This window comes from Acidobacteriota bacterium (genome assembly GCA_016712445.1).
Classification (GTDB): domain Bacteria; phylum Pseudomonadota; class Alphaproteobacteria; order Caulobacterales; family Hyphomonadaceae; genus Hyphomonas.
The window spans coordinates 71969-94895 of sequence record JADJRB010000002.1 but is presented as its reverse complement, the minus strand read 5'-3'; the positions used below and the strand labels follow the sequence as shown (position 1 = coordinate 94895).

Here is a 22927-nt window from a genome sequence, read left to right as displayed (position 1 = left end):
GGCATTGACTCAATCTCAAAAGAACAAAATAAGAACATATGGATATTGCCACGCTCAAGAACCGAGGCCTTCTGGGACCTGTGACGGCAGCGCCTGCAGCGCCGGCCGCCTTCCCGTTCGGTCTTGGTCTGGCCGGGCTGCATGAGGTGGCTGAGGCGGCGTACGGGGACCGGGCAGCCGTCACCGGGTTTGCCCTGGCGGCCGTGCGCCAGCCGAAAGCGGGCGCCTGGATCTGGATCAGCCAGGGCAAACTGTCCGGCGATCTCGGGCAAGTGCCGGAAGCCGCGCTGCACCAGATGCAGGCGGCAGCGCCGGTGCGCCTGAACGTGGCAGTGCGCACGCTTTCGGATGCGCTATGGGCGGTCGAGGAGGCGGTGGTGTCCGGTGCGGTGAGCCTTGTGGTAGCCGACATCGAAGCGGCAGATTTCACGGCGACACGCCGTCTGACGCTGGCCTCCGGGCGGCATGGTGTGCCGGTGGTCTTGCTGATGCCGCATACCTGCGAAGGCGCAACGGCCGCCGCGACCCGCTGGCGGATCAGCCCCCGGCCTTCGGCGCCGAACCGCTACGATCCGCACGCCCCGGGCCATCCGCGCTGGCGGGCCACACTTGAACGGTGCCGGTCTGCGCCGAATGCCACGGGCGCAAGTTTTGATCTCGAGTGGAATGATGAAACGCTATCTCTCGGTGTGGTTTCCGGAATGGCCGCTGGACCGGCTGCGCCGCGCCCGGCGCAACGGCAAACCCCTGTCCGCAAGGCCGGTTAAGCTCCGGCCGTTTGTCCTGCACGAAACATCCGCTCACGGACTGACTGTGGCAGCCGCGAATGCCGCGGCCAAGGCGGCAGGCATCGGCCCCGGCATGCGCTTCAGCGATGCACGCGCCAGCGTGCCGCACCTGGCAGCGGAAGAAATCGACCGGGAGGAAGACGCCCGAGCGCTGCGCCTGCTGGCGCGGTGGGCCACCTGCTTCTCGCCGCTGGTGGCGCTTGATGGGGAGGACGGCCTGTTGCTGGAGACAACCGGATGCGACCATCTTTTCGGGGGCGAACAGGCGATGGCTGGCGCCTTGTCCGAAAGGCTGGCGCGGGCGGGATATCTCCACCGGATTGCGATGGCGGGCACGCCGGGGGCAGCGCATGCGCTGGCGCATTTCGGAACCGGACAGGGCGTTGTCGATGTCGTGCCGGAAGGCGGGGAGCGAGACGGGATCGGCGACTTGCCGACACAGGCGCTGCGGCTGTCGCCGGAAGCCGCCACGCTGCTGCGCCGGTTTGGCCTGACGCGCATCAGCCAGCTTTATGGCATTGACCGCAAGGCCCTGGCGCGGCGCTTCCAGTCGCGGGCGGCGGCAGATGCGGTGTGCCTGCGCCTCGACCAGGCGCTTGGTATCCGCCGCGAGCCCATCGTGCCGCTTCGTCCGCCAGCGGAGCATGTCTGCCGGCTGCCCTGCCCCGAGCCGCTGACCCAGCCCGCCGGAATAGAAGCCGGCCTGCAGCAGCTGACCGAGGCGCTGTGCGCCGAACTTTCCGGAAAGGGCGTGGGCGCCCGGCGGTTTGTGTTCAGCGCCTTCCATACGGACGGCCAGGTTTCCGAAGTGTCGGCGCAGGCGGCGCGTCCGGTGCGCGCACCGGAGCACGTGCTGAGGCTGTTCCGCGAGAAGCTGGCGCGGATCGACCCGGGCTTCGGGATCGACCTTTTGCTGCTGGAAGCGCGGCGGACGGATGCAATGGAGATGGGCAGCCGGCCGCTGTCCGGAGAACTTGCGGCGAGCCGGATTGACGAGGTCGCGCTCGCGGCCATGTCCGACCGGATCAATGCCCGTCTCGGGGACGGCGCGGTGACCCTTGTGGTCGCCGAAGCGCGGCATGCGCCGGACGCGGCCGAGCGGCAGGCTGTTTTTACCGGCGAGATCCCCGGACCTGCCGTTTTGCCTGCCCGCCTGGCAGGATTGCGGCCTGTGCGGATGTTGGGCTGGCCCGAGCGGGTGGACGTGATCGCGCAGGTGCCTGACGGCCCGCCGCTGAGTTTTATCTGGCGCCGGGTGATGCGGCGCGTGGTGCGCTCGGACGGACCGGAGCGGATCGCACCGGAATGGTGGCTGTTCCTGCCGGGCAAGGATGCAGCGCCCGGCAAGCTGCCGCGCACGCGCGACTATTACCGGATCGAGGACGCCGACGGGCGGCGCTACTGGGTGTTCCGCGAGGGCCTGTATGATGACGGCCGGGGCCAGATGCCGGAATGGTTCGTACAGGGACTGTTCGCATGAGCGGTTATGCAGAGCTTGCGGTGACCACCAACTTCTCGTTCCTGCGGGGCGCGAGCCATCCGGAGGAATTGGTGAAGCGTGCGGCCGAACTGGGCCTGTCCGCCATCGGCATTGCGGACCGCAATACGCTTGCGGGGGTCGTTCGGGCACACCTGGCCGCGAAGGAATCCGGCCTGAAAGTGCTGGTGGGCGCGCGGCTGGTGCCGGTCGACGGGCCGGAGATCATCGCCTACCCGCAGGACCGGGCCGCCTACGGGCGCCTGTCCCGCCTGCTGTCGGAGGGCAAGCTGAAGGCAGCAAAGGGCGATTGCCATCTGGAGCTGGCGGACATCCTTGGCGCCTGCGAAGGACATGTACTCATCGTGCTGCCACCCGGCGTGCCGGACGCTGCGTTCGAGCGTGCGTTGCAGGCCATCAGCGCGGCCGCCCCTCGGCGGACCTACCTTGCCGCCCGCTATGCGTACGCAGGCCGCAACCGGGAAAGTATCGCGCGGCTGGCCGAGATCTCCGCCCGGGCAGGCGCGCCGCTCGTCGCCATCAATGACGTGCTCTACCACCAGCCGGAACGCCGGCCCCTGCAGGATGTGGTGACCTGCATCCGGGAGCATTGCAGCATCACGCAAGCCGGCTTCCGGCTGGACGCGAATGCCGAACGCCACCTCAAGGATGCCCGCGAGATGGCGCGGCTGTTCAGGGGGTTCGAGCCGGCGCTGGCGCGCACGGCTGAAATTGCTGCGCGGTGCACCTTCAGCCTGAACGAGCTGGCTTATGAATATCCCGATGAACCTGTCCCGCCCGGATCAACGCCGCAGGCGCATCTGGAGCACCTGACCTGGAAAGGCGCGAAATGGCGCTATCCGCACGGGATTCCGGAAGCTGTTGCCCACCAGCTGCGCAAGGAACTGAGCCTCGTCGGCGAACTGGCTTACGCCCCCTACTTCCTGACGGTGAATGACATTGTCGCATGGGCAAGGTCGCAAGGCATCCTGTGCCAGGGGCGCGGGTCGGCGGCCAACTCGGCGGTCTGTTTCTGTCTTGGCGTGACCAGCGTTGACCCGGCCGAGACAAGCCTCCTCTTCGAACGCTTCCTGTCACGCGAGCGCAAGGAGCCGCCGGACATCGATGTCGACTTCGAGCATGAGCGGCGCGAGGAAGTTATACAGTACGTGTACGAACGGTATGGCCGTCACCGCGCGGCACTGACGGCAACCGTGATCTGCTACCGGCCACGCTCGGCCGTACGCGAGGTTTGCAAGGCATTGGGCCTGAGCGAAGAGATATCCGGCGCACTGGCGGGATCTGTCTGGGGCGGATGGGGCAGCAGCATTTCGGCCAGTCAGATTGCCGGGGCCGGACTCGATCCGGACAACATGCTGATCCGGCGGGCCATCCAGCTGACACAGCAGCTGATGGGGTTTCCGCGCCACCTGTCGCAGCATGTCGGCGGGTTCGTGCTGACGCGCGGGCCGCTGATCGAGACCGTGCCGATCGGCAATGCGGCGATGGACGCGCGCACCTTCATCGAGTGGGACAAGGACGACATCAACGCGTTGGGCATCCTGAAAGTGGATGTACTTGCGCTGGGCATGCTGACCTGCATCCGCAAGGCTTTTGACTTCCTTGAAGCGCACAAGGGCGAGGGATTCAATCTCGCCACGGTGCCGCAGAATGACACCGCGACCTATGACATGCTGTGCGAAGGTGACAGTCTCGGCGTGTTCCAGGTGGAGAGCCGCGCGCAGATGAACATGCTGCCGCGCCTGAAGCCGCGCACGTTCTATGACCTGGTGATCGAGGTCGCCATCGTGCGCCCCGGACCGATCCAGGGCGACATGGTGCACCCCTACCTGCGCCGGCGGAAGAAGCTGGAGCCGGTCAATTTCCCGAGCCCTTCCCCGGCTCATGGCCCTGCAGACGAGTTGTCGCGGATCCTCCAGCGGACGCTGGGCGTGCCCCTGTTCCAGGAGCAGGCGATGCAGATCTCGATCGATGCCGCGAAGTTCACACCCGACGAAGCCAACGGCCTGCGCCGGGCGATGGCAACGTTCCGAAAGGTCGGCACGATCCAGAATTATGAGGACATGATGGTCTCGCGCATGGTGGCGCGCGGGTACGACCCGCTGTTTGCCAAACGATGCTTCGACCAGGTGAAGGGATTTGGCGAGTATGGCTTCCCGGAAAGCCATGCTGCCTCCTTCGCCTTGCTGGTTTACGTCTCCTCTTGGCTGAAGTGCCACCACCCGGACGTCTTCTGCGCAGCGCTGCTGAACAGCCAGCCGATGGGATTCTATGCGCCGGCCCAGATCGTGCGCGATGCGCGCGAACATGGCGTGGAGGTGCGCCCGGTGGATGTGAACTATTCCGATTGGGACAATACGCTGGAGCCGGCCGACAAGGGCGATGGCCTGTGTGCGGTGCGACTCGGATTCCGGCAGGTGGACGGGCTGCGCGAAGCAGAGATGGAGACTCTGATGGCGGCGCGGGGACCGGGTTACACCTCGCCGGACGACCTGCGCCGGCGAACGGGCCTGCACCGTGCGCCGCTTGAAAAGCTGGCCAGCGCCGATGCGTTCGGCTCGGTCGGCCTCAACCGCCGCGAGGCCCTGTGGCAGGTGCGCGGCGAGGTGGTGAACCAGTCCTTGCCGCTGTTCGTGGCTGCGGACGTGCCGGAACAAGGCGACGAAGCGGGCACAGACCTGCCGCTGATGCCCGCTTCGGAACACGTGATCCAGGATTACCAGACGGCGCGCCTGTCGCTGAAGGCGCACCCGATGGCCTTCCTGCGGGAGGCCTATGGGGCGCGGCGCATCCTTTCGACGGCTGAAGCAAGCGCGCAACCCAACGGGCGGCGGGTGCAGACGGCGGGACTGGTACTGGTGCGCCAGCGGCCGGGATCGGCCAACGGCGTGGTATTCATCACGCTGGAAGACGAGACCGGCATCGCCAACCTCGTGGTGTGGCAGCGTGTGATGGAGCGGTTTCGTCCGGTTGTCATGAACGCGCGCATCCTGCACGTGAAAGGACGTGTCCAGACGGCTGACAATGTGACCCATATCGTGGCGGAGCAGCTGATCGACTGCACGGGCGACCTGTCCCTATTGTCAGAGGACAGTCTGCGCGATCCGCTGAAAGGTGTCCTCGCGAACGCGGACGAAGTTGTCCGGCCCATCACCAACCGGCGCCCGCCGGGCGTCAGAAGCGAAATGGCACACCACCCGCGCGACGTACGTGTTATCCCGCGAAGCCGGGACTTTCACTGAAGCGACGGCGACTCAGGACTTGTCGCGCAACCGGCTGCGGAAATCGCGCTTTGCGGATTCAAGGTCGCCAGAGAGCTTTTCTCGCAAACCTGTGCGCAGCGCGGCAAGCTTCTCAGCCCGCGCTTCCAGCAGGTCGTTCGACACACCGATGCCCTTCATCGACTCGGTCAGGCTGGGCCCAGACAGCTTGAAGCCCGCAGCTTCCTCAATGGCACCGATCGTCCAGAAATCCTCTTCACGCGACCAGGCGTCCATCGTCTCGAACGGGATCCAGCAATACCCATGCTCGGCCCATGAGGCGCTCCAGCTGTTGCGCACCAGATAGGCCCGTTCGTTCATGTCGTAGCCCACAATCAGCATCGCGTGGCCCATGGCCGGGCTTTGCTGCGGCGCCTGACCGGGCTTCGGCATGCGCCCGGTCTGTGCGGCCGTCTGATAGTATTCTCCCGGCACAAAGATGCCGAACACGATCGGCAGGCCTTGTGCGAGCGCGGACAGCGCCGGGACACCTCGCGGCGTGCGCGCGTACTGCACGGCCTCATAGGAAGACGCGTTCTGGTAACAGGCATCAGTGGGACGGGAGGTGACCATCGCCTCGATGAATGGCCAGAGACGCGCTTCGCAGGCGCCATAGGCAAGGATGGAGGCCATGCCGTGGTGGATGAAGCTGCCTTCGTCCTTCTGGGTCGACTCCGACAGGATGCGCGCGTTGTAATACACGAACAGGCGCGAAAGGTCCGTCAACGGACGGCCGGCCTTGAGATGGTGGAATTCCAGCGCGCCGATTACGGCGTTGGCAACGCAAGAGTTGGTCTTGAGCTGGTTCTCGACCGGCGAGCAATGCACGCGCAGGTCGACCCGGTCAGGCAACCGGATGTTCGGCGCGGACAGCACCGGCGCGGCCGATGGGCGCGCTTCGAAGCGGCAGCCACTGAGGCTGTATTCAGACCAGTTTCCAGACATCAGTTTCCCCTTCTTGGAATCGCTGAGAGTAGACGGGCATCGCGATGGATTGCCCGAGTGTGCGGCCAGACGCGGACTAAGCCGGACATGGGCCACCCGGTTCATGGTTCACATGCATCTGTCCGCGTTCGACGACATTGTTGGCAGCATCGCGCGTCTCGAAATTTATATGGCAGCCGCGATCCCACTGCATGGAGCCGCCGAACGACATGCCGATATCGGGAACCGAGAGCGTGTAGTTTGCATTGGTGCCGCTGAACCGGCCGCTCAGTTGAACATTATAGCCATAGGCGTTTCGCCCGCCGCCCGAGAACGATCCGTCGTTGCCGACGCGGACCGAGTAGATCGTTCCGAGGCCATCGTTCCACTGACCGCTGAGCGCGCCCAGGGCAGATGTTCCGCCGCCGCTGGTGACGTCGTTGTCGAACGTCTCCTCGAATCCGCCACCATTGTCGAAGACTTCGTCCGAACCATCGGCGCCGGGTATAAGCGCCGCCAGCAGGATGATGCCGAGAAAAACAGCGGAGCCGATCGCGACCCATTTCCTGATCGACGGACTGACCTTCGGAATCTCGAAGGCCGGCAAGGCATCTTCCTTCTTGCGCGTGGTGCGGCCGGGGACTGCGAGGTTCACTGCGTTGACGAGCGCGGCGCGGTATTCCTTTGCTGTCTGCGGCCGGCTGGCAGGCCGGTTGGACAGACCGGTTTCGATCAGCTGGTCGATGGCTTGCGGCACATCGGAACGGCCGCCGGACGGCGCCTGCCAATGTCCTTGCGGCAGCACGTCGACGAGCAATTCGTAAAAGATGACCGACAGAGAGTAGAGGTCTGCGGGCGCGCCGGCGGAATCCGCATTGGTGACTTGTTCCGGAGCCATGTAGCGCGGTGTGCCGAGACCCGTGCCGGTCCCACTGTCCGTCGCGGAGCCAGCGACGCGCGCGATTCCGAAGTCGAGGATCTTCAGCGGCGCTGCCGTCTCGCTCGGCTCCGAGACGAGGATGATGTTCTCGGGCTTCAGATCGCGGTGGATCACGCCGGCCGCATGAGCGGCCGCAAGGCCATCGAGGATTTCGGCCACGATACGGGCCGCGACCCGCAGTGGCACATCCTGGCGTTGGCGAATCTTTTCGCGATGCCAGTCGCGCAGCGATTGGCCATCAAGGTATTCCATCGACACGAACGGCTGGCCGCCAGCGTCGCCGATATCATACACAGCCACGATATTCTGATGCCGGATGTCGCGGGCGGTCAGGCCTTCCGAAATGAGCCGCTTGACGGCGCCCTGCCCGCCAAGACGTTCGGCACGGATGAGTTTCAGGGCCACCGCCTTGTCAGCGAGCTTGTCTTTCGCCCGGTAGACAACGCCCATGCCGCCCTTGCCCACGACGCGTTCGATGACATACCGGCCAGCGAATTCTGTTCCGGCCGCAAGTTCGGCTTGGGCTTCCTTGCCGGCGTTTCGGGTTTGCGTGTGGTCGAGCGTTTCAAGGCCGCCGATGGTCATCATGCCTTCGAGATTTCGGGCCTGCTGGTCGGTGCCGCACTCCGGGCAGAACCGGTCTCCGGCAGCAATCGGGGCAGAGCATTTCGTGCACTTGGGCATGGCGTTGACCTACATCGTTGCGGAGGTGAGGCGGCGGATATTGATCTGGCGCACACTTCCGTGTTCGGATTGGAAGGAAAGTTTCAGGCTCAGGCTTTGCGGCGCCGTGACGATGGGCGAGATCGTATCGCCATCGGACAGCTGACGAACCTTGCCCTCACCCAAGGCATCGCCGTTTAGGCGCAGGCCGCCGCCACCGGTGACGCGGAGCATCAACCGGTCGGATTCAATGTAGAGTTCGAAGTGGCGGCGAGAAATCAGCTGGCTGAGCCCTTCATCGACTCCGGAAGGGCCTTCGACCAACAGACGGATGTCTCCATCGCCGCCCTGCCGCCGCGTGCGGCTGCGCCCGCCGGCAAACACGCCGTCGCTCGTCAGGATCGGACCGTTGACGGGTGCGTCGCCTTTCGGAAATCCCTGCCAGCGAATGGCCGCCTGACGCGGCACTGAGAGATTTGCATCTATGCCGCGCAGCCCGAGCCGGCGTTCGTCGCGCTCGGCGCGTACCAACGGCAGCGACAAGGCTTCGACGGTGGTTGAGGGTCCCTGCCGGGTTTCATTCTTTCCGGAAATGTACACGAGGTTGCCGTGACCCGCGCTCTGCCCGCCGATATTCACGACCGGGGCCTTCTCTGACGAGGGATCGGCGACGATCAGCGTGGCTTGGGCAATGAATGCATAGTTCTCCTGACGCCAACGCCAACGGCTCGCGAGGGCCACCAATACCTGGAGGCTGTGCGCGCCGGCCTTTTCGATCTCATCGGCGACGATCGTGAACGGACGGGTTTCGCCGGCCTCAAGGCGCTCCCAGCCCAACGTCTCCTCGACCCATGCGCCGGATGCCTCACGGCTCCATAGCCCGGTCACGAAAAGGGGCCGTCCGACTGCGGAGCGATTGGATAGCGACAGCGGCACTGATACCGCGCCGCCTACCTGGGCCGCCGTGGTCGCACCGGCGTCCATCTGAAGGTGCGGCGAGACACAAACCGTGCACAGGCCATTGTCATCCAGCAGCCCGCCGCACTCCTCGGCCGCCATGCAGCGTACGAGGGGCTTTCCGCATTCGCCGCAATAGGTCGCGTCGTGCTGGAGGGCCGCCGCGTAGCAGCACTCCGCCTGGGTGCGCGGCGGCAGCTGAGAAGATGAGGGGCTGCGCGACATTGACGGTCAGGTCCGCATCTTGTGGCCGCAGCCGGTGCAGAAGTTTGCTTTGGCGGCAAGTGTGCGGCCACATTCTGGGCATTCGACAGATGCCGGATCCGCGCTTGCCGCCTCACCCGGAGCCGGAGCGGGCTTGCCGCCCGCGCCATGTGCGACGCCAGACGCGCCGGCCATACCCGCTTTCAGGATATCCAGTTCATGAGCGCGGCTCTCGGACCGCTCGTCGGCCGCGCCCTTGATCAGTTCACGCATGATCGACATCGAGTCGTTGTTCGCATCGGCGCGCGCACGCGCCTGTTCCTTCAGAACCTCGGCCACATGCGGCGACAGGCCGGCATTGATCGCGAGGATCTGTTCCGGCGTCATCTTGGCACCCGCCATCAGCTGCGCCGTGCGGGAATCTGTGTCGGCACGGATCCGGGCGATATCATTCTCGGTCTTGGACTTGTCAGTCCTGATGCCGCGATCGGCGTCGCGGTCGGCCTGCGTTCCCTCAATATCCATCAGGTTCTTGAGGTTCCGGGCCGACTGTTCCTGCGCAACACGGGCCAGGTCGAGCTCCATGCGCTGTGTGCGCTCGCGCAACTCAAGATCTGTCAGGACACCCATTTTCTTGAGCGCCTGGACATGCTGCGCGTCGAGCAATTCGATCTCGCGTTCGGTCTTGCGCAGCTTCGCGGCTTCGGCCGTAAGGTCGATCAGATGGCCAGCGTCCTGGATCTCGCTTTCCATCTTGGCCGCACGTTCGGTGCGAAGCACCTCGATTTCGTGCGCCAACGCTTCCATTTCGTGACGGCGGGTGACGTCCTCACGCGCGTCGAGGAACCGTACTTCGCTCTGGAGCACCATATGCGCCAGTTCGTCGTCACTGGCGTTCTGCAGCTTCGTCAGGTCGGTCGACGACTCGATGCGTACTTGCGTCGCTTCCGACTGCCGCTCCACCTCGCGTTTGAGCAGGCCCAGCTGGTAGTCCAGCGCCTCCTGCTGGCGCTCGACCTGCGCGCGGTCCATGGCCTCACGCTCGACGGCGTTCATCGCCCATTCGACGGATGCTGCGCGCACGAGCACGCCAAGATCGCCGCAGACGCGTTCGGCTTCCCGCATCATGTCGGCCTGGATCTTGTCTTGCAGGCCGCCTTCGCCGCGAATGTCCGCTGCATCCATCCGGCCGACGACAGCTTCGACAACCCGGTCGGTGAAATGAGGCGCGATCCGGTCAAGCACATCAATCCGCGACAGAGCCTTGCGGCCCGGCAGAACAGATTTGCCGTCCTCAGCGTCGACTTGCTGGCGTGACACGCCGCCCATCAGCCCGAGAATGTTCGACGGCTTGTCAGGGTTGAGCTGCAGTTCCAGCGTAGCCACACCTGAGATCTCGACATTGTCGCGCGACAAGGCGCGGATCGGCAGCTTCACCTGGAACGGTTTCAGGTCAGCGAGCATGATGGCGATATGCGTCGAGCCGCCTGCGATGCCTTTGATTGCGGTCGCGATTCCGCCGACCGAGAAATGGGCGCCCTTGAAGGTGTCAATCAGCTGGCCATTGCGAAACAGAAGGGCAGCGATGTCAGGAGGCGTTGCAAAGCGCTTCTCGAAGAAGGTCTTGAAATCCGACTCGCGCACGAATTCGGCGAGCAGTTCGGGATCGGTCAGTACAAGCGGCATCGAGGCCATGGATCAGCCCTCCTTCTGAGCTGGCGGGAAGAAATGCGTGTAGATGCGTGCGAGGATGATCAGCACGCAGAGGGTGAAGGCGATCGGGTGCGCCTCGATGATGGCGCGGGCGCGCTCCCAGGTCGAAAACTCCCCGGCGAGCTGGCCGGCGCCGGTCAGCGTGAAAACCGACGAGGTGACCACCGACAGCATCGTAAAGATCGACATGATCAGCGCGGCAAGACCGGCCGCCTTCTGCGCCGACTTTGCCGGCTTGAGACGCGATGCCGCCCGTTCTTCGGCGGCATCGCGCCGATCGAGCGCTTTTTCGAATTTGTCCCCACGCTCGATCGCCTCTTCCCGGGCTTTCTGGTCCACCTTCAGAAAGTCGGGTTGAGCCTTGCGACTACGCTCGGCGGCGTTCACCGGCGTCAGGTTGGACGCATGGCGTCGCCAGATGACAAACGCCGTGACCGCCAGCCAGATTCCGGCGGCCGCCATTGTGAGGTTGAACAGCAAATCCACGATTGGCCACGCTTCCGGCGGGATCTTGTCGAGGGTTTGTTCCATGTGCGGCGCCTTCCCATTGTCGCTCCTGTAGATGAAGGCGCGGGCCGTCGCGCTTTCGGGTCACGCGCCGCAAAAAATATTTGGAGGCCTGCCAAAGGCTTGTCGAAGCATGGATTTTGCTTCACCCTTTGAGGGGAGGCCAAATTGGCGCACTCGGACGATCAAACAGCAAAGCAGCTGCTGGATGGCTGGCGCGCCGGGGACCTTGGCGCAAGAGACCGGCTTTTCACCCAGCTCTACTCGGAGCTGCGACAGATTTCGGCGGGCCTGATCCGGGCGGAGCGCAACCTTTCGCTTTCAACCAGCGACCTCGTTAACGAGGCGGTCATTCGCCTGATGCGTGTCGAACAGGTTGAATGGGCCGACAAGGTCCACTTCCTAGCGCTTGCGGCACGCGCGATGCGCCGAGTGCTCATCGACCATGCCCGCAAGAAGCGCTCTGACAAGCGACACCATCAAAAGGTGACCCTTGTCTCCCGACTGTCCGACGGCCAGTCCGACCGGATTGAAATGGATGTGTTGGAGAAAGCGCTCATCCGGCTCAGCGTCATCGACGAAGACAAGGCCGAGATTGTCGAGCTGCGCTATTTCGGCGGCATGACACTCGAAGAAATTGCAGCGTTGCGCGGCGTGTCCGAAGCAACGGTCAAGCGAAACTGGCGTGTGGCGCGGGCCTGGTTGCTCGATTGCCTGAATGAAGCGAGGCAGGATGAGCACCGGATCGATTGAGCGCGCGGCGCTCGAACTACTTTCCCGCGCGCTTGATGTTCCATCCGATGTCCGCGTTGAATGGGTGCGTGCGAACTGCAACGGCGACGTCGCGGTCGAAAGCCGCGTGCTTGCGCTGCTGGAAGCCGAACGTGCGCATCCGGGCGCGCTCAAAACCGGCGGCGCCGGCCATGATGCCTCGGATGCTCCGATCCCGGAGCGTATCGGTGCCTACAAGGTTGTCGGCACAATCGGTCAGGGCGGAATGGGCGCGGTTTACAAGGCGGAGCGCGTCAGCGGCAACTTTGACCAGACAGTCGCTATCAAGGTCATTCGGCCCGGCGTCTTGTCGGACGTGCTGGTTGAGCGCTTCCAACGCGAACGGCAGATCCTTGCGGCGCTGAACCATCCGAACATTGCGCGGCTTTATGATGGCGGCGAAATGGATGACGGCTCGCCGTTCATGATCATGGAACTGGTGGATGGTCTGCCCGTGTTGACCTGGGCGGAACAGACGTCCGCGTCGCTTGATGCGCGTCTCGATCTGTTTGCCAAGCTCTGCGCCGCCGTGCAGTTCGCCCACCAGAACCTGATCATCCACCGCGACATCACACCTTCGAACGTTCTCGTCAGCCGCGAGGGCGAGGTAAAGCTGATTGACTTCGGCATTTCAAGACCGCCCGAGCGCGCTGGTTCGACGTCCGTCTCACCGGGTCGTTCTGGCAAGTTGCCAAGCCTCAGTTACACGCCAGGATATGCCGCACCTGAGCGCCTGGACGGCGCGATGGCGACCACGCTGTCGGACATTTTCTCTCTCGGCAAACTGCTCGACGACCTGGTGCCAGGCAAAGACCAAAGCCCGGAGATGCGGGCGATCGTTGCCTGCGCCTGCGCCGCCGATCCAGCCGACCGGTACCCATCCGTGGATGCGCTCGACGACGACCTCAAGAGCTTGCGCGCCGGCCGTCCCGTGTCGGCCTATCGCGGCGGATCCGGCTACCGGTTTGCGAAGTTCATCAGCCGGCACAAAGTTACCGCGCTCGCGGTGGCGGGGGTGGTCCTCGGTCTCTCGGCCGCCTTGACGGTGACGCTGTTGCAATACAACCGCGCCGAGAAGGCATTGGCGCTCGCAAACGCGCGTTTCACGCAAGCCCGTGAGCTCAGCCGGACGCTGGTATTCGATGTTTACGACAAGGCGGACGAGATCGCCGGTTCGCTCGAAGCGCGCCAGGCACTCGCAGGCGTCGTGCGCGACTACATCAACGGATTGGAGCTGGACCAGGAGGCGCCGACTGACGTGCTTCTGGAAGTCGGCATCATCACATCCCGCCTCGCCGATCTTTACGGGGGCGTTGGCATAGCCAACCTGGGCGACACGGAAACCTCGCGGCAGCTCTTTCTCGACGCTGAAGCCACGCTGGACGAAGTGATCGCACGAGATCCGACCGACACGATTGCCATCGCTGAACAGATCATGGTCGAACGTATGCTGACGATGCAGTTCGTGTATCATGTGCGCTACCTCGAAAAGGCGCGGCTTCATAACGCGCGCGGCTTTGAACTCGCCGAACAGGGCCTCGCCTTGAAGGATGAAAACGAACAGCGCGTGTTGAGGCATTTCTGGAGCTTGCGCACGGACCTGCTCCAGATCCTCGAGAACGAGGGCAAACGTGACGAGGCGCTGAAAAATGTTGCGCAGTGGCGCGCCGAGATTACGCCGGAGATGTCAGAACGGATGGGTGGCGGCGAAGAGATGGCAGCCTATCTCGCGATGCAGCATGCAACGACCCTGATCGGCATGGACCGCGGCGCCGAAGCGATCGAGCCGCTGGATTTCGCGATAGACTTCAGGAAGCGCGCGCTCGCCGAAACGCCTGAGAGCTATTATCACATGACGCAGCTGATGGTGGCCGAGGGCGAACACGCAACAGCGTCACGGCTTGCGGGCAACCTCGAAGACGCGGCCCTGCATGCGGACAATGCTGTCGAAATGGCACGCAAGATCCTCGCCGATGATCCCGAGGACGCCGGCGGACCGGAAGGACTGTCGGCCATGCTGCAGAAGCGGGCGACGGCGCAATGGGCGCTCGGAAACCTGCCGGAGGCTCGGGCGGCGATCGAGGAAGCGGCGCAGCTGCTGATCGACCTTGGCAAACTGGTGCCGGGAAACGAATTCTATGAAGCGAACCTGTTGCACGTTGCGTCGCAGGCCGCCGAGATCGACCCACCTGCCGACGCGCGCAGCTGGGCCTGCGGAGTCATTTCCAGGGTCCGCGCGTCGTTCGATGTCGAGGCTCGACTGGCGGACCCGGAATTCGTTCCCGACCGGACCGGCCTCAAGGCTTATCTCGAAGCAGACTGCCCGGCTTAAGAACCGAGACCATCTCCCACGCCGAAATCGCGCCGGGCGGCCACGATGCTGACGATCGGGCCCGCGATCACATCGAGCAGGCACATGACTACAAGCAGGAAAAATACAGACGTGCCGAAGCCGGGTACAACAAGGAATGCAATCACGCAGACCAGCAGGAGCAGCATCGACAGTGAGTGATTGACGATGGCGTCGTTGCGGGTGCGCGCCGCCTTGAGAATTTCGATGAACAGCGTGACGAGGCCGATCAACAGAACGAAGTCGCCAAGTGTGAATCGCCATTTTCCGCCCGACATCATGGGCATGCTGAACAGCGCGCCCTGAAGGTTGGCATCGGCGCCGCCGTCGCCTGAAAACACGGCGACCAAGGCATACACCAGCACGGGCAACAGGATGAGAGGGGCAACCACAAGCATTCGCATCATTCGATTTGTCTCCCGTTGGCGGTTTCAAGCATTGGCGGCGCGAAGCGGAAACATGCGCCTTCAAACTGCAAGGCGTCAAATCGGGCAAGAACGGGTCAAGGCAGACGCGCCGCATACCCCGCAGCGACGGCCGCGCTATGCGACGTCGCGATCGTCGTCGGCGCCGCGCGCCAAGGCCAGTTCGACCCGGTTGCGGCCATTTTGCTTGGCGCGGTAGAGCGCGGCATCGGCGCGTTCAAGCGCGGGGACAACATCAAGATCGGCGAAACCCGGCTCGCTGATGCCCGCACTGATCGTCACCTTGAAGGGCGCGTCCTTGCCGGCATGATCGAGATCGGCCACGGCGAGACGCAGCCTGTTGGCAAGGATCATGGCCCGCAACGGCTCGGTTTCCGGAAGGATGAGCGCAAACTCTTCCCCGCCGAGCCGGCCGAAAAGATCTTCATCCCGTATGTTCTGCGTCACGCAAGCCGACAGACGCACCAGCACATCGTCGCCGGCGCCATGGCCGTGCACGTCGTTGACGCGCTTGAAATGGTCGATGTCGAACATCATCGCTGAGAGCGGCTTTCCGTGCCGGCTTGCGCGCAGGACTTCGCGTTCCGCCATCCTGAAGAACGCGCGGCGGTTCAGCGCGCCTGTAAGGGGATCGGTCATGGCCAGATCGAACAGATCGCTCTTGTCGTGCTCAGCTTCGATGAGGTCGCGAACGGCGTAGCGCGCGGCGCTGCGCACGCAGATGTCCTGGCTGATGATACTGGCAAAGCTCTTGAGCAACTGGAACTGACTGTCGTCGAGATGCTTCGGGACGTGATCGATCAGGCAGAGCGTGCCGAAACGCTTGCCGTCCGGATCGCGCAGCGGCGCCCCGGCGAAGAAAACGACACCCGGGGCGCCAGTGACAACGGGGTCGGCTGCAAAGTAGGCCTCGGCGCGCGCGTCGGGAACGGTGAATGCCGACTCGGCAAGATTGGCGTGTGTGCAAAACTCTTGCAGTTGGCTCAGGCAGCGCGGATTTACGCCGTAGTCGGAGCGATACCAGGTTCGATAGCGCTCGTTCAGGACGGCCAGGACGGTCGGCACGCCAAGCGCCATTGCCGCCGTCTGAGCGATCTGACTGGCGACATGCACTTCAGCGCCATTGAGAATGCGATAGCGCTGAAGCACTTCGCTCTTCTGCTGCTCAAACCCTTGTGGCGGATAAATCATGCACCCGGATCTCGAACTGGCTCACCCCTGAACCAGAATCGATAATCGAAGCTGCTTTATCATTCGTTATCGCGTGGGCGACCCAAAATACCGCCAACGACGGCCTCAATCTACCTTAACGGTCCGTCAAACCCGCTGCGCAAGAAAGGGCAGCTCGCGGCGAAGAATCTTGCCAATTGGCGACTTCGGCAATTCTTCCACGAAATGCACCTTGCGCGGACGTTTGTAGCCAGTCAGTTGCTGTCCGCAAAACTGCAAGACGCTCGCTTCGTCGAGACCGGGATCGCGCCTCACGACGAACGCCACCAGTTCCTCTTCCGAATTCTCTTTCTTGATGCCAACGCTGGCCGCTTCCAGCACGCCGGGACAGGCATTCAACACTTCATCCACTTCTGCCGGAAAAACGTTGAAGCCACCGACCAAGACCATGTCTTTTGCCCGGTCGACAATCTTGAGATAGCCCTCGTCATCAAGCACGCCGATATCACCGGTACGCATCCAGCCATCCCTGAACGCGGCGGCCGTCTCTTCCGGACGGTGCAGGTAGCCCGCCATCAACTGAGGCCCCTTGGCAACAATCTCGCCGACCTCGCCCGGCAAGCCAAATCGGCCATCATCAAGCAGGATCCGGACCTGCGTACCAGGAAGCGGCACACCGGCCGTACCCGGACGATGACGCGCATCTGCCGGATTGACCGTCAGCAGCGTCGTCGCTTCCGTCATGCCGTAACCTTCGATGACCTCCGATCCAGTCATTTCGCGCCAGCGCTTGCCGATCGACGGATCGAGCGCGGCTGCGCCGGATATCGTCAGGTTCAGCTTCGGCGGATTGGCAACGAACCAAGGCTCTTCCATCAGCTTTGCGAACAACGTGTTCACGCCCGGGAAGATGGTTGGCTGAAACTTCTCGAAGCACGCCTTGAGGTTCGACAGTGGTTTCGGGCTGGGCGCGAGGACAAGGCGCACACCATGCCGAAGAGCAATGACTGAGGCGAAGAGGCCGAAGACATGATAAACGGGCAAGACGAGCAGCATTGACTGTCCGCGCATCGACGCCAATGACGGAGACAGGCTGACGAACTGGTCGATATTGGTCACCAGCCCCGCCACGCTCAACCGCACACCCTTCGATGTGCCGGTCGTGCCACCCGAATACTGGAAGATCGCGTCGCGGTTGTCGTTCAATTGCTCGGTGTACAAACCGACTGGAACAGAGTGTTTCGATCCGCGCTGAAGTGCATGGCGCAGGGTCACATGCGCCACGTTCAAAGGCCGCTCCAGCTTCTTGATGCGACGGAGCACAAAATCCAAGCCGGAGCGTTTCAGCGCCGGGAAGAAGTCCGTCAGCGAAACCGATATGACATGCGCGACCCCGGTTCCGACCACCGCGCGGTCGATGGTGGCCGAAAAGACTTCCGAACCGATAAGAGCCTGTGCTTTGCAATCGCGCAGCTGGCGGCGTGTCTCGGTCTCGGTATAGAGCGGGTTGACGTTCGACAGCACGAGCCCGGCACGCAGGATGCCGAGCAGACACACAACGTAACTGATACAATTCGGCGACTGGACCGCCACCACAGCGCCGGGCAGTAGTCCGAGATCTTCTCGCAGATATCGCGCGAGATTTGCCGACTGCTCCGCGACGTCTGCGAAGGACAGCGTTGCAGACAATCCGTTTGGAAGCACTGTCGTGAGATAAGGTTCGTTGCCAAAGGCGGTTGCGGCGTGGCCTATGATCGCTTCCAGGCGTTCAGGCGAATAGTCGCTGATCGCTGCGTGAAAAGCACTGGCTTCCGGATTGTAGGTGTGTGCGTGCAGCGCCGCTTCACGGGGTTGGACGGATGGGTGCTGAAGAGCGCGCATTGGCAGGCCGTTCCTGAATCAGAGGAGACGTCACCCATTGCACATCTTGGTTTGGGTCGGCTGACAACGATTGGCCGAGTTGCACGGAAGTCGTAAACTTGTCGGCAACACTTGCGCGCCAAGCAAGCGGGCCCGCTAGGTGTAGCCGCCTCCGAGCGCCACATACAGGTTTATCGCCGCAGTCAATCGATCCAGGCGGCCGAGCACAAAATTGTTCGAGGCGTCTGCATAGGTCTGCTGAGCCGTCAGCAAGCTTGTCAGGTCGCCTGCCCCGGTCCGGTATCTCAGTTCGGCTGCCTCTAGCGCATCCGCCGCTGCGCGCCGCGCGATCAGCAGTTGCTCCTCACGCGCCGCACTGGCGCTGATGCCATTCAGGCTGACGTCAACATCCCTCAGCGCGCTGAGCACTGCCTGCCGATAGTTTGCAATCAAGCCCGCGCGGCGCGCCTGCGCTCCTTCAAGCTGGCCTTCAAGCCGGCCACCGGAAAATATAGTCGCCGCAATCGTGGAAGAAAGTGATCCCGTGATGTCTCCGCCGCCCGTCAGAAGTCCGGACAAGCCGGCGCCGAGGTCGATGCTTGGAACGAACGCCGCCCGTGCCGCATCGATGTTGGCGTCCGACGCCCGCAGCCCCGCTTCCAGCTGCATGAGGTCAGGCCGGCGCAGCAGCAGATCGGAAGGCAGGCCAGGTGCGGCCAGTGGCAGGTCGATCTCCAAAATGTCCTGGTCCGGCGCCACATAGCCCTGGGGCACCTGTCCGAGCAGTATCGCGAGCGCTGTCTCCAGGCTCGCAATCTGAGCCTCGAGTTGCGGGATGCGCGCTCGCGCGTTTGCGAGTTGTGCTGACTGGCTCGACACATCGTAGCCCGAGATCGTCCCGGCTTCATAGCGTACCTTCACGATCTCGAAGATTCGCTCCGCTGTCTGAAGGTTCTCGCGTGCCACGCTCAATTGTTCGCGGCTTGAAAGCAGATTGAAATAGGTTGTGGCAACATCCGACTGAACTGTAAGCTCCAGTGCGCGTTGGCCAAAAACGGCAGCGTCGACGTTCGCGAGCGCTGAGCGCCGGCTCGCCGCGTTGGCCCCAAAGAGGTCGAGCTGGTATGAGGCGGAAAGCCGACCTGAGGAACTCATGTCGTCCAGGCCAGACTGCGTGTCGCTCGACGCTGACAGGCTAGCGCTGGCCTGTGGGAGCAGCGAGGCATTCGAGACCTTGAGGGCGGCGCGCGACGCATCCACGTTCGCAACGCCTTGAGCGAGCGTCTGGTTCGCTGCCATTGCGCGCGCGACCAATTCACCCAGCGGCTGGCTATCGAACGCGGCCCACCACTTCCGCTCCGGTTCACTCAATCCGTCGATCTCCTGCGCGTAATCGAAACCGTCAGGCATGACGAGACCCGCACGATTGCCAGCATCGGGCGCGCGCTCGGTCGTCGCACAGCCAGAAAGCGTGAAAATGGATGCTGTCAGGATCAGTGAGCGGATCATACGAAATTACTCCGAAGCGAGCGCCATGACCGGATCAAGGCGGGCCGCCTTACGCGCGGGTAGCAAGCCAAACACGAGGCCGGTGCCCAACGCCGAACTGAACGCAAGGATGGCTGGCAGCGCCGTTATGGCGATAGTCATTCCGGACTGCGAAAGGATGAAACAGACGCCAAGGCCTATAAGCACGCCGGCGATTCCGCCCAGGCCGCCCACAACCAGAGCTTCTACCACGAACTGGGTCATGATATCCGACCGCCGCGCGCCGGTTGCCATCCGCACGCCGATCTCACGGGTGCGCTCGGAGACACTCACGAGCATGATGTTCATTACGCCGATGCCGCCGACCAGCAATGAGATTGCGGCCACTGATCCAAGAAGGATCGAAAACGAGTTCTGCGTCTCTTCGACGGATGCAAGGATGGAGGCGGTATTTCGGATCTGGAAATCTTCGGTCCCGTGCCGCGCCATCAGCAGATCGTGCGCAGCCGTTTCCGTCTCAGCGATCTGTTTGGTGTCATCGACGGCGATCGTGATCGACGACAGATAGCTCTGGCCAAAGATCCGCATCATGCCGGTGGTGATCGGCACAAGGGCCACGTCGTCCTGGTCCTGTCCCCAGGATGAAGCGCCCTTCTCTTCCAGGATGCCAGCGACCTCGAATGGCGCGCCGCCCAGGAACACATATTGCCCGATCGCGCCCTCCACATTGTCGAAGAGGTTGCCGGCGGCCGTCGTGCCAAGCACGACCACACCAATGCGACTATCCACATCGTCTTTCGTGAAGAATGTGCCGTACTTCATGTCCCTGTTCTGAGCGATCGGCCAATCCTCGGAGACGCCTTCGATGGAGCTAGAATAATCCTTGCCTCCGACGCGCAGGGTTGCGTTTCCGGTCCGGGATGGCACTGCTGCGATGACATTGTCGAGTTCGCCGAGCGCTTTGACGTCATCCAGCGTGAGCGTGGCGATTGCGCCGCCGCGCATGCGCGTGCCCGGCGCTCCGGGCCGCACAAAGAGCAGGTTCGGTCCCATCGATTCAAATCGTGCCATGACTTCCGAACGGCTTCCTTCACCGATGGCGAGCATCGCCACGACTGCCGAGACGCCGATCACCACGCCCAGTAGCGTCAGCGCCGTGCGGAACAGGTTGGCCCGCAGCGACCGGAAAGCCATCTTTACTGACTCGATGACCTGAACGAGGGGCGACGGGCCCTTGCGTTGCGCCGGTTCGGCTTTCACCTCGGAAACAGCCTGCGCGGAAGCGCCTGTGTCGGACACGATCTTTCCGTCGCGGATTTCGATGACCCGTCTGGCGCGCGCGGCTACTTTTGAATCGTGTGTGATCAGGATGATGGTGCGGCCGCTCGCGTGCATCGACTCGAGCAGGTTGAGCAGCTCATTGCTCGAGCCGGAGTCCAGCGCGCCGGTCGGCTCGTCGGCAAGCACTACTTCGGCGTCGTTGACGAGTGCGCGCGCTACAGCCACGCGTTGCTGCTGCCCGCCGGAAAGCTGGCCGGGCTTGTGATGAATCCGCTCGCCGAGACCGAGTGTGCTGAGCAGCCCGGCGGCCTTTTCGCGCCGCTCCGCTAGGTTTAGCCCTGCATAGACGGCGGGTATCTCGACATTCTCCGACGCCGAAACGCTGGCGAGCAGGTTATAGCGCTGGAATATGAAACCAAAGGTCTGGCGTCGCAGCGCAGCAAGCTCATCCGGATCGAGGCCCGCGATATTCTGGCCACGGATCGTATATGTTCCGGCTGTCGGCCGATCGAGGCAGCCCAGAATGTTCATCAAGGTCGACTTGCCGGAGCCCGACTGGCCAACAATGGCTACAAATTCACCTGGCTGGATGGTCAGGGATACACCGTCCAGCGCACGCACTTCCGTGTCGCCCGCGCCGTAGTAGCGTTGAACATCTCGCAGTTCGATCAAAGGCTGGTTCATGGCACGCGCCTCCGATCAGCCGGGACGTCGCATGCCGCCCGGACCGCCGCCCATCGGATTGCGTTGCTGGGCCTGCGGTTCGGAGGCCGGCTTGTCTTTTGAAACTTCGCCGGTCACGACTACCTGGCCCGGCTCCAGCCCGAACAACACTTCGGCCTGCGTGCGGGTTTTGAGGCCGACCAGCACAGGACGCGGTTGCGGCTGGCCCTTGGCGTCCATGACCAGCACCGTTGCCATTTCCGCATCGGGGTTGGCCTCGCGCGCGGCGCGCATCGCGGCGCGGCGGCTGTCTCCCCCCTCCCCGGATGGAGGTTCTGCGGCTTCGGCCTGCATGATACCTCCGGTTCGGGCGGGCCGCTCCGCGCTGCCACTGGCCACGCGCTCGGCGCCGTCAGGCCGCTGGCGGCGCGGTGATGCAGACTGGAGAGCGGTCACGGGAACGAGTACGGCCTGCTTCGCCGACCCGGTCACGAAAAACACCTGTGCGGTCATTTGCGGCTTCAGCCGCCCTTCCGGGTTCTGCACATCGAGCAGCGCCTTGTAGAGGACGACGTCGTTCAGCACTTCCGGCGTCGGCAGGACCTGGCGGATCGTGGTTTCCCAGCGGCGATTGGAATCGCCAAGGGTGGTAAACCAGGCAGCTTGTTTCGGGGCGATGCGCAACACGTCGGCTTCCGAGACGTCAGTCTCGACCGTCATGACACTGAGGTCCGCAAGCGTGAGGATGGTCGGTGCAGTCTGGTTGGCATTCAGCGTCTGGCCCTCAACCGCTTCGATCGAGACGACGGTGCCGGAGATCGGCGCGTAGATGTTGGTGAACTCGAGCGTCGCGAGATCTGCGCGCAATGATGAGGTCTGGCGCGAGATCTGCGCGTCAATGGCCTCAAGGCGACCCGCGGCAACCACTGACTCAGCGACCGCTGACTCATAGTCCGCCCGCGCGATGGCGTCCGCCTTGAACAGCATGGTTGCGCGGTCGGCATTTGACTTTGCGAGCTCCAGCGTGGCCTGTTGCTGCTTCCGGCTGGCTTGAAGCTCACGCAATTGGGCGCGGTTCGCCTCAACGCTGGTTGTGGCTATCGTCGCATCGATCTTGGCGAGCAGGTTGCCCTTCTGCACTTCGTCGCCCGCCTCCACCATCAACTCGGTCAATTGGCCGGAGACTTGCGCACCGACGGCAACCGACTCCTTGGCCACGATCTTGCCGGCTGCAGAGATCGTGACTTCGATGTCGCCTCGCGTGACTTCGGCAGTCTGGTACTCAGGCGTCTTCTCGCCGCTGAAGACCATGTTCCAGCCGACTGCGGCCACGGAAAGCGCGGCGACCGAAGCCAATATCCATTTCCAGCGCGATCTAAGGGCGTAAACGTTCGACATTCGGGCTCATTCTTGAGACTGCGTTCAGGGCTTCAACGGCTGAAAGCCTCCTTTCCGTCGCCCCATT

At 63.3% G+C, this 22927-nt stretch carries 16 protein-coding genes; 5 read left to right on the top strand and 11 right to left on the bottom strand.

The window, feature by feature from the left end; genetic code table 11:
* Positions 1 to 38: 38 nt before the first annotated feature.
* Genes IPK75_13405 through IPK75_13395 form a run of 3 tightly spaced genes read left to right on the top strand, consistent with a single transcriptional unit; the run spans position 39 to position 5528 of the window.
* Complete coding sequence (locus IPK75_13405; GenBank protein ID MBK8199348.1) at positions 39 to 767, top strand: hypothetical protein; 729 nt, start codon at positions 39 to 41, stop codon at positions 765 to 767.
* Complete coding sequence (locus IPK75_13400; protein MBK8199347.1) at positions 670 to 2268, top strand: DNA polymerase Y family protein; 1599 nt, start codon at positions 670 to 672, stop codon at positions 2266 to 2268. The genes IPK75_13405 and IPK75_13400 overlap by 98 nt, the downstream gene beginning before the upstream one ends.
* The gene (locus IPK75_13395) at positions 2265 to 5528 is read left to right on the top strand and encodes an error-prone DNA polymerase (protein ID MBK8199346.1); all 3264 of its coding nucleotides are present in this window, start codon (positions 2265 to 2267) and stop codon (positions 5526 to 5528) included. Before IPK75_13400 ends, IPK75_13395 begins: the two co-directional genes overlap by 4 nt.
* A 12-nt stretch (positions 5529 to 5540) precedes the next feature.
* Here IPK75_13395 and IPK75_13390 read toward each other — a convergent pair whose 3' ends face one another.
* The 5 genes from IPK75_13390 to IPK75_13370 all read right to left on the bottom strand — a co-directional run bounded on the left by IPK75_13390 (position 5541) and on the right by IPK75_13370 (position 11478).
* Positions 5541 to 6491, bottom strand: coding sequence for a C1 family peptidase (locus IPK75_13390; protein MBK8199345.1), 951 nt, complete (start codon positions 6489 to 6491; stop codon positions 5541 to 5543).
* Positions 6492 to 6567: 76 nt separating this feature from the next.
* A complete protein-coding gene (locus tag IPK75_13385; protein MBK8199344.1) occupies positions 6568 to 8094 on the bottom strand; it encodes a protein kinase in 1527 nt (508 codons plus the stop codon).
* Positions 8095 to 8103: 9 nt separating this feature from the next.
* Positions 8104 to 9255, bottom strand: coding sequence for an FHA domain-containing protein (locus IPK75_13380; GenBank protein ID MBK8199343.1), 1152 nt, complete (start codon positions 9253 to 9255; stop codon positions 8104 to 8106).
* A gap of 6 nt (positions 9256 to 9261) precedes the next feature.
* Complete coding sequence (locus IPK75_13375) at positions 9262 to 10929, bottom strand: hypothetical protein (GenBank protein ID MBK8199342.1); 1668 nt, start codon at positions 10927 to 10929, stop codon at positions 9262 to 9264.
* A gap of 3 nt (positions 10930 to 10932) precedes the next feature.
* Entirely contained in the window at positions 10933 to 11478 is a 546-nt protein-coding gene (locus IPK75_13370) for a hypothetical protein (GenBank protein ID MBK8199341.1), read from the bottom strand.
* A 144-nt stretch (positions 11479 to 11622) separates the two neighbouring features.
* Here IPK75_13370 and IPK75_13365 point away from each other — a divergent pair, with 144 nt between their 5' ends.
* Positions 11623 to 12207 (top strand): sigma-70 family RNA polymerase sigma factor, encoded by a 585-nt coding sequence (locus tag IPK75_13365; GenBank protein MBK8199340.1) that lies wholly within the window; start codon positions 11623 to 11625, stop codon positions 12205 to 12207.
* Complete coding sequence (locus IPK75_13360) at positions 12188 to 14557, top strand: serine/threonine protein kinase (protein ID MBK8199339.1); 2370 nt, start codon at positions 12188 to 12190, stop codon at positions 14555 to 14557. The genes IPK75_13365 and IPK75_13360 overlap by 20 nt, the downstream gene beginning before the upstream one ends.
* On the opposite strand, the gene IPK75_13355 is transcribed toward IPK75_13360, so the two are convergent.
* The 6 genes from IPK75_13355 to IPK75_13330 all read right to left on the bottom strand — a co-directional run bounded on the left by IPK75_13355 (position 14554) and on the right by IPK75_13330 (position 22860).
* Positions 14554 to 14982: a hypothetical protein gene (locus IPK75_13355; protein ID MBK8199338.1), complete on the bottom strand. Its 429-nt coding sequence runs from the start codon at positions 14980 to 14982 to the stop codon at positions 14554 to 14556. The two genes, IPK75_13360 and IPK75_13355, sit on opposite strands and share 4 nt — an antisense overlap.
* Positions 14983 to 15117: 135 nt before the next feature.
* Positions 15118 to 16191 (bottom strand): sensor domain-containing diguanylate cyclase, encoded by a 1074-nt coding sequence (locus IPK75_13350; GenBank protein ID MBK8199337.1) that lies wholly within the window; start codon positions 16189 to 16191, stop codon positions 15118 to 15120.
* Between the two features lie 126 nt (positions 16192 to 16317).
* Entirely contained in the window at positions 16318 to 18051 is a 1734-nt protein-coding gene (locus IPK75_13345) for an AMP-binding protein (protein MBK8199336.1), read from the bottom strand.
* A gap of 135 nt (positions 18052 to 18186) precedes the next feature.
* Entirely contained in the window at positions 18187 to 19539 is a 1353-nt protein-coding gene (locus IPK75_13340) for an efflux transporter outer membrane subunit (GenBank protein ID MBK8199335.1), read from the bottom strand.
* 6 nt (positions 19540 to 19545) lie between these two features.
* Complete coding sequence (gene macB, locus IPK75_13335) at positions 19546 to 21483, bottom strand: MacB family efflux pump subunit (GenBank protein MBK8199334.1); 1938 nt, start codon at positions 21481 to 21483, stop codon at positions 19546 to 19548.
* Positions 21484 to 21498: 15 nt separating this feature from the next.
* Entirely contained in the window at positions 21499 to 22860 is a 1362-nt protein-coding gene (locus IPK75_13330) for an efflux RND transporter periplasmic adaptor subunit (protein ID MBK8199333.1), read from the bottom strand.
* Positions 22861 to 22927: the final 67 nt, after the last annotated feature.

Bases quoted from the DNA above. Each gene is read 5' to 3' on its own strand.
- IPK75_13405 (MBK8199348.1), top strand. From the start codon at position 39: ATGGATATTGCCACGCTCAAGAACCGAGGCCTTCTGGGACCTGTGACG.
- IPK75_13400 (MBK8199347.1), top strand. From the start codon at position 670: ATGAAACGCTATCTCTCGGTGTGGTTTCCGGAATGGCCGCTGGACCGG.
- IPK75_13395 (MBK8199346.1), top strand. From the start codon at position 2,265: ATGAGCGGTTATGCAGAGCTTGCGGTGACCACCAACTTCTCGTTCCTG.
- IPK75_13390 (MBK8199345.1), bottom strand. From the start codon at position 6,491: ATGTCTGGAAACTGGTCTGAATACAGCCTCAGTGGCTGCCGCTTCGAA.
- IPK75_13385 (MBK8199344.1), bottom strand. From the start codon at position 8,094: ATGCCCAAGTGCACGAAATGCTCTGCCCCGATTGCTGCCGGAGACCGG.
- IPK75_13380 (MBK8199343.1), bottom strand. From the start codon at position 9,255: ATGTCGCGCAGCCCCTCATCTTCTCAGCTGCCGCCGCGCACCCAGGCG.
- IPK75_13375 (MBK8199342.1), bottom strand. From the start codon at position 10,929: ATGGCCTCGATGCCGCTTGTACTGACCGATCCCGAACTGCTCGCCGAA.
- IPK75_13370 (MBK8199341.1), bottom strand. From the start codon at position 11,478: ATGGAACAAACCCTCGACAAGATCCCGCCGGAAGCGTGGCCAATCGTG.
- IPK75_13360 (MBK8199339.1), top strand. From the start codon at position 12,188: ATGAGCACCGGATCGATTGAGCGCGCGGCGCTCGAACTACTTTCCCGC.
- IPK75_13355 (MBK8199338.1), bottom strand. From the start codon at position 14,982: ATGATGCGAATGCTTGTGGTTGCCCCTCTCATCCTGTTGCCCGTGCTG.
- IPK75_13350 (MBK8199337.1), bottom strand. From the start codon at position 16,191: ATGATTTATCCGCCACAAGGGTTTGAGCAGCAGAAGAGCGAAGTGCTT.
- IPK75_13345 (MBK8199336.1), bottom strand. From the start codon at position 18,051: ATGCGCGCTCTTCAGCACCCATCCGTCCAACCCCGTGAAGCGGCGCTG.
- IPK75_13340 (MBK8199335.1), bottom strand. From the start codon at position 19,539: ATGATCCGCTCACTGATCCTGACAGCATCCATTTTCACGCTTTCTGGC.
- macB (MBK8199334.1), bottom strand. From the start codon at position 21,483: ATGAACCAGCCTTTGATCGAACTGCGAGATGTTCAACGCTACTACGGC.
- IPK75_13330 (MBK8199333.1), bottom strand. From the start codon at position 22,860: ATGTCGAACGTTTACGCCCTTAGATCGCGCTGGAAATGGATATTGGCT.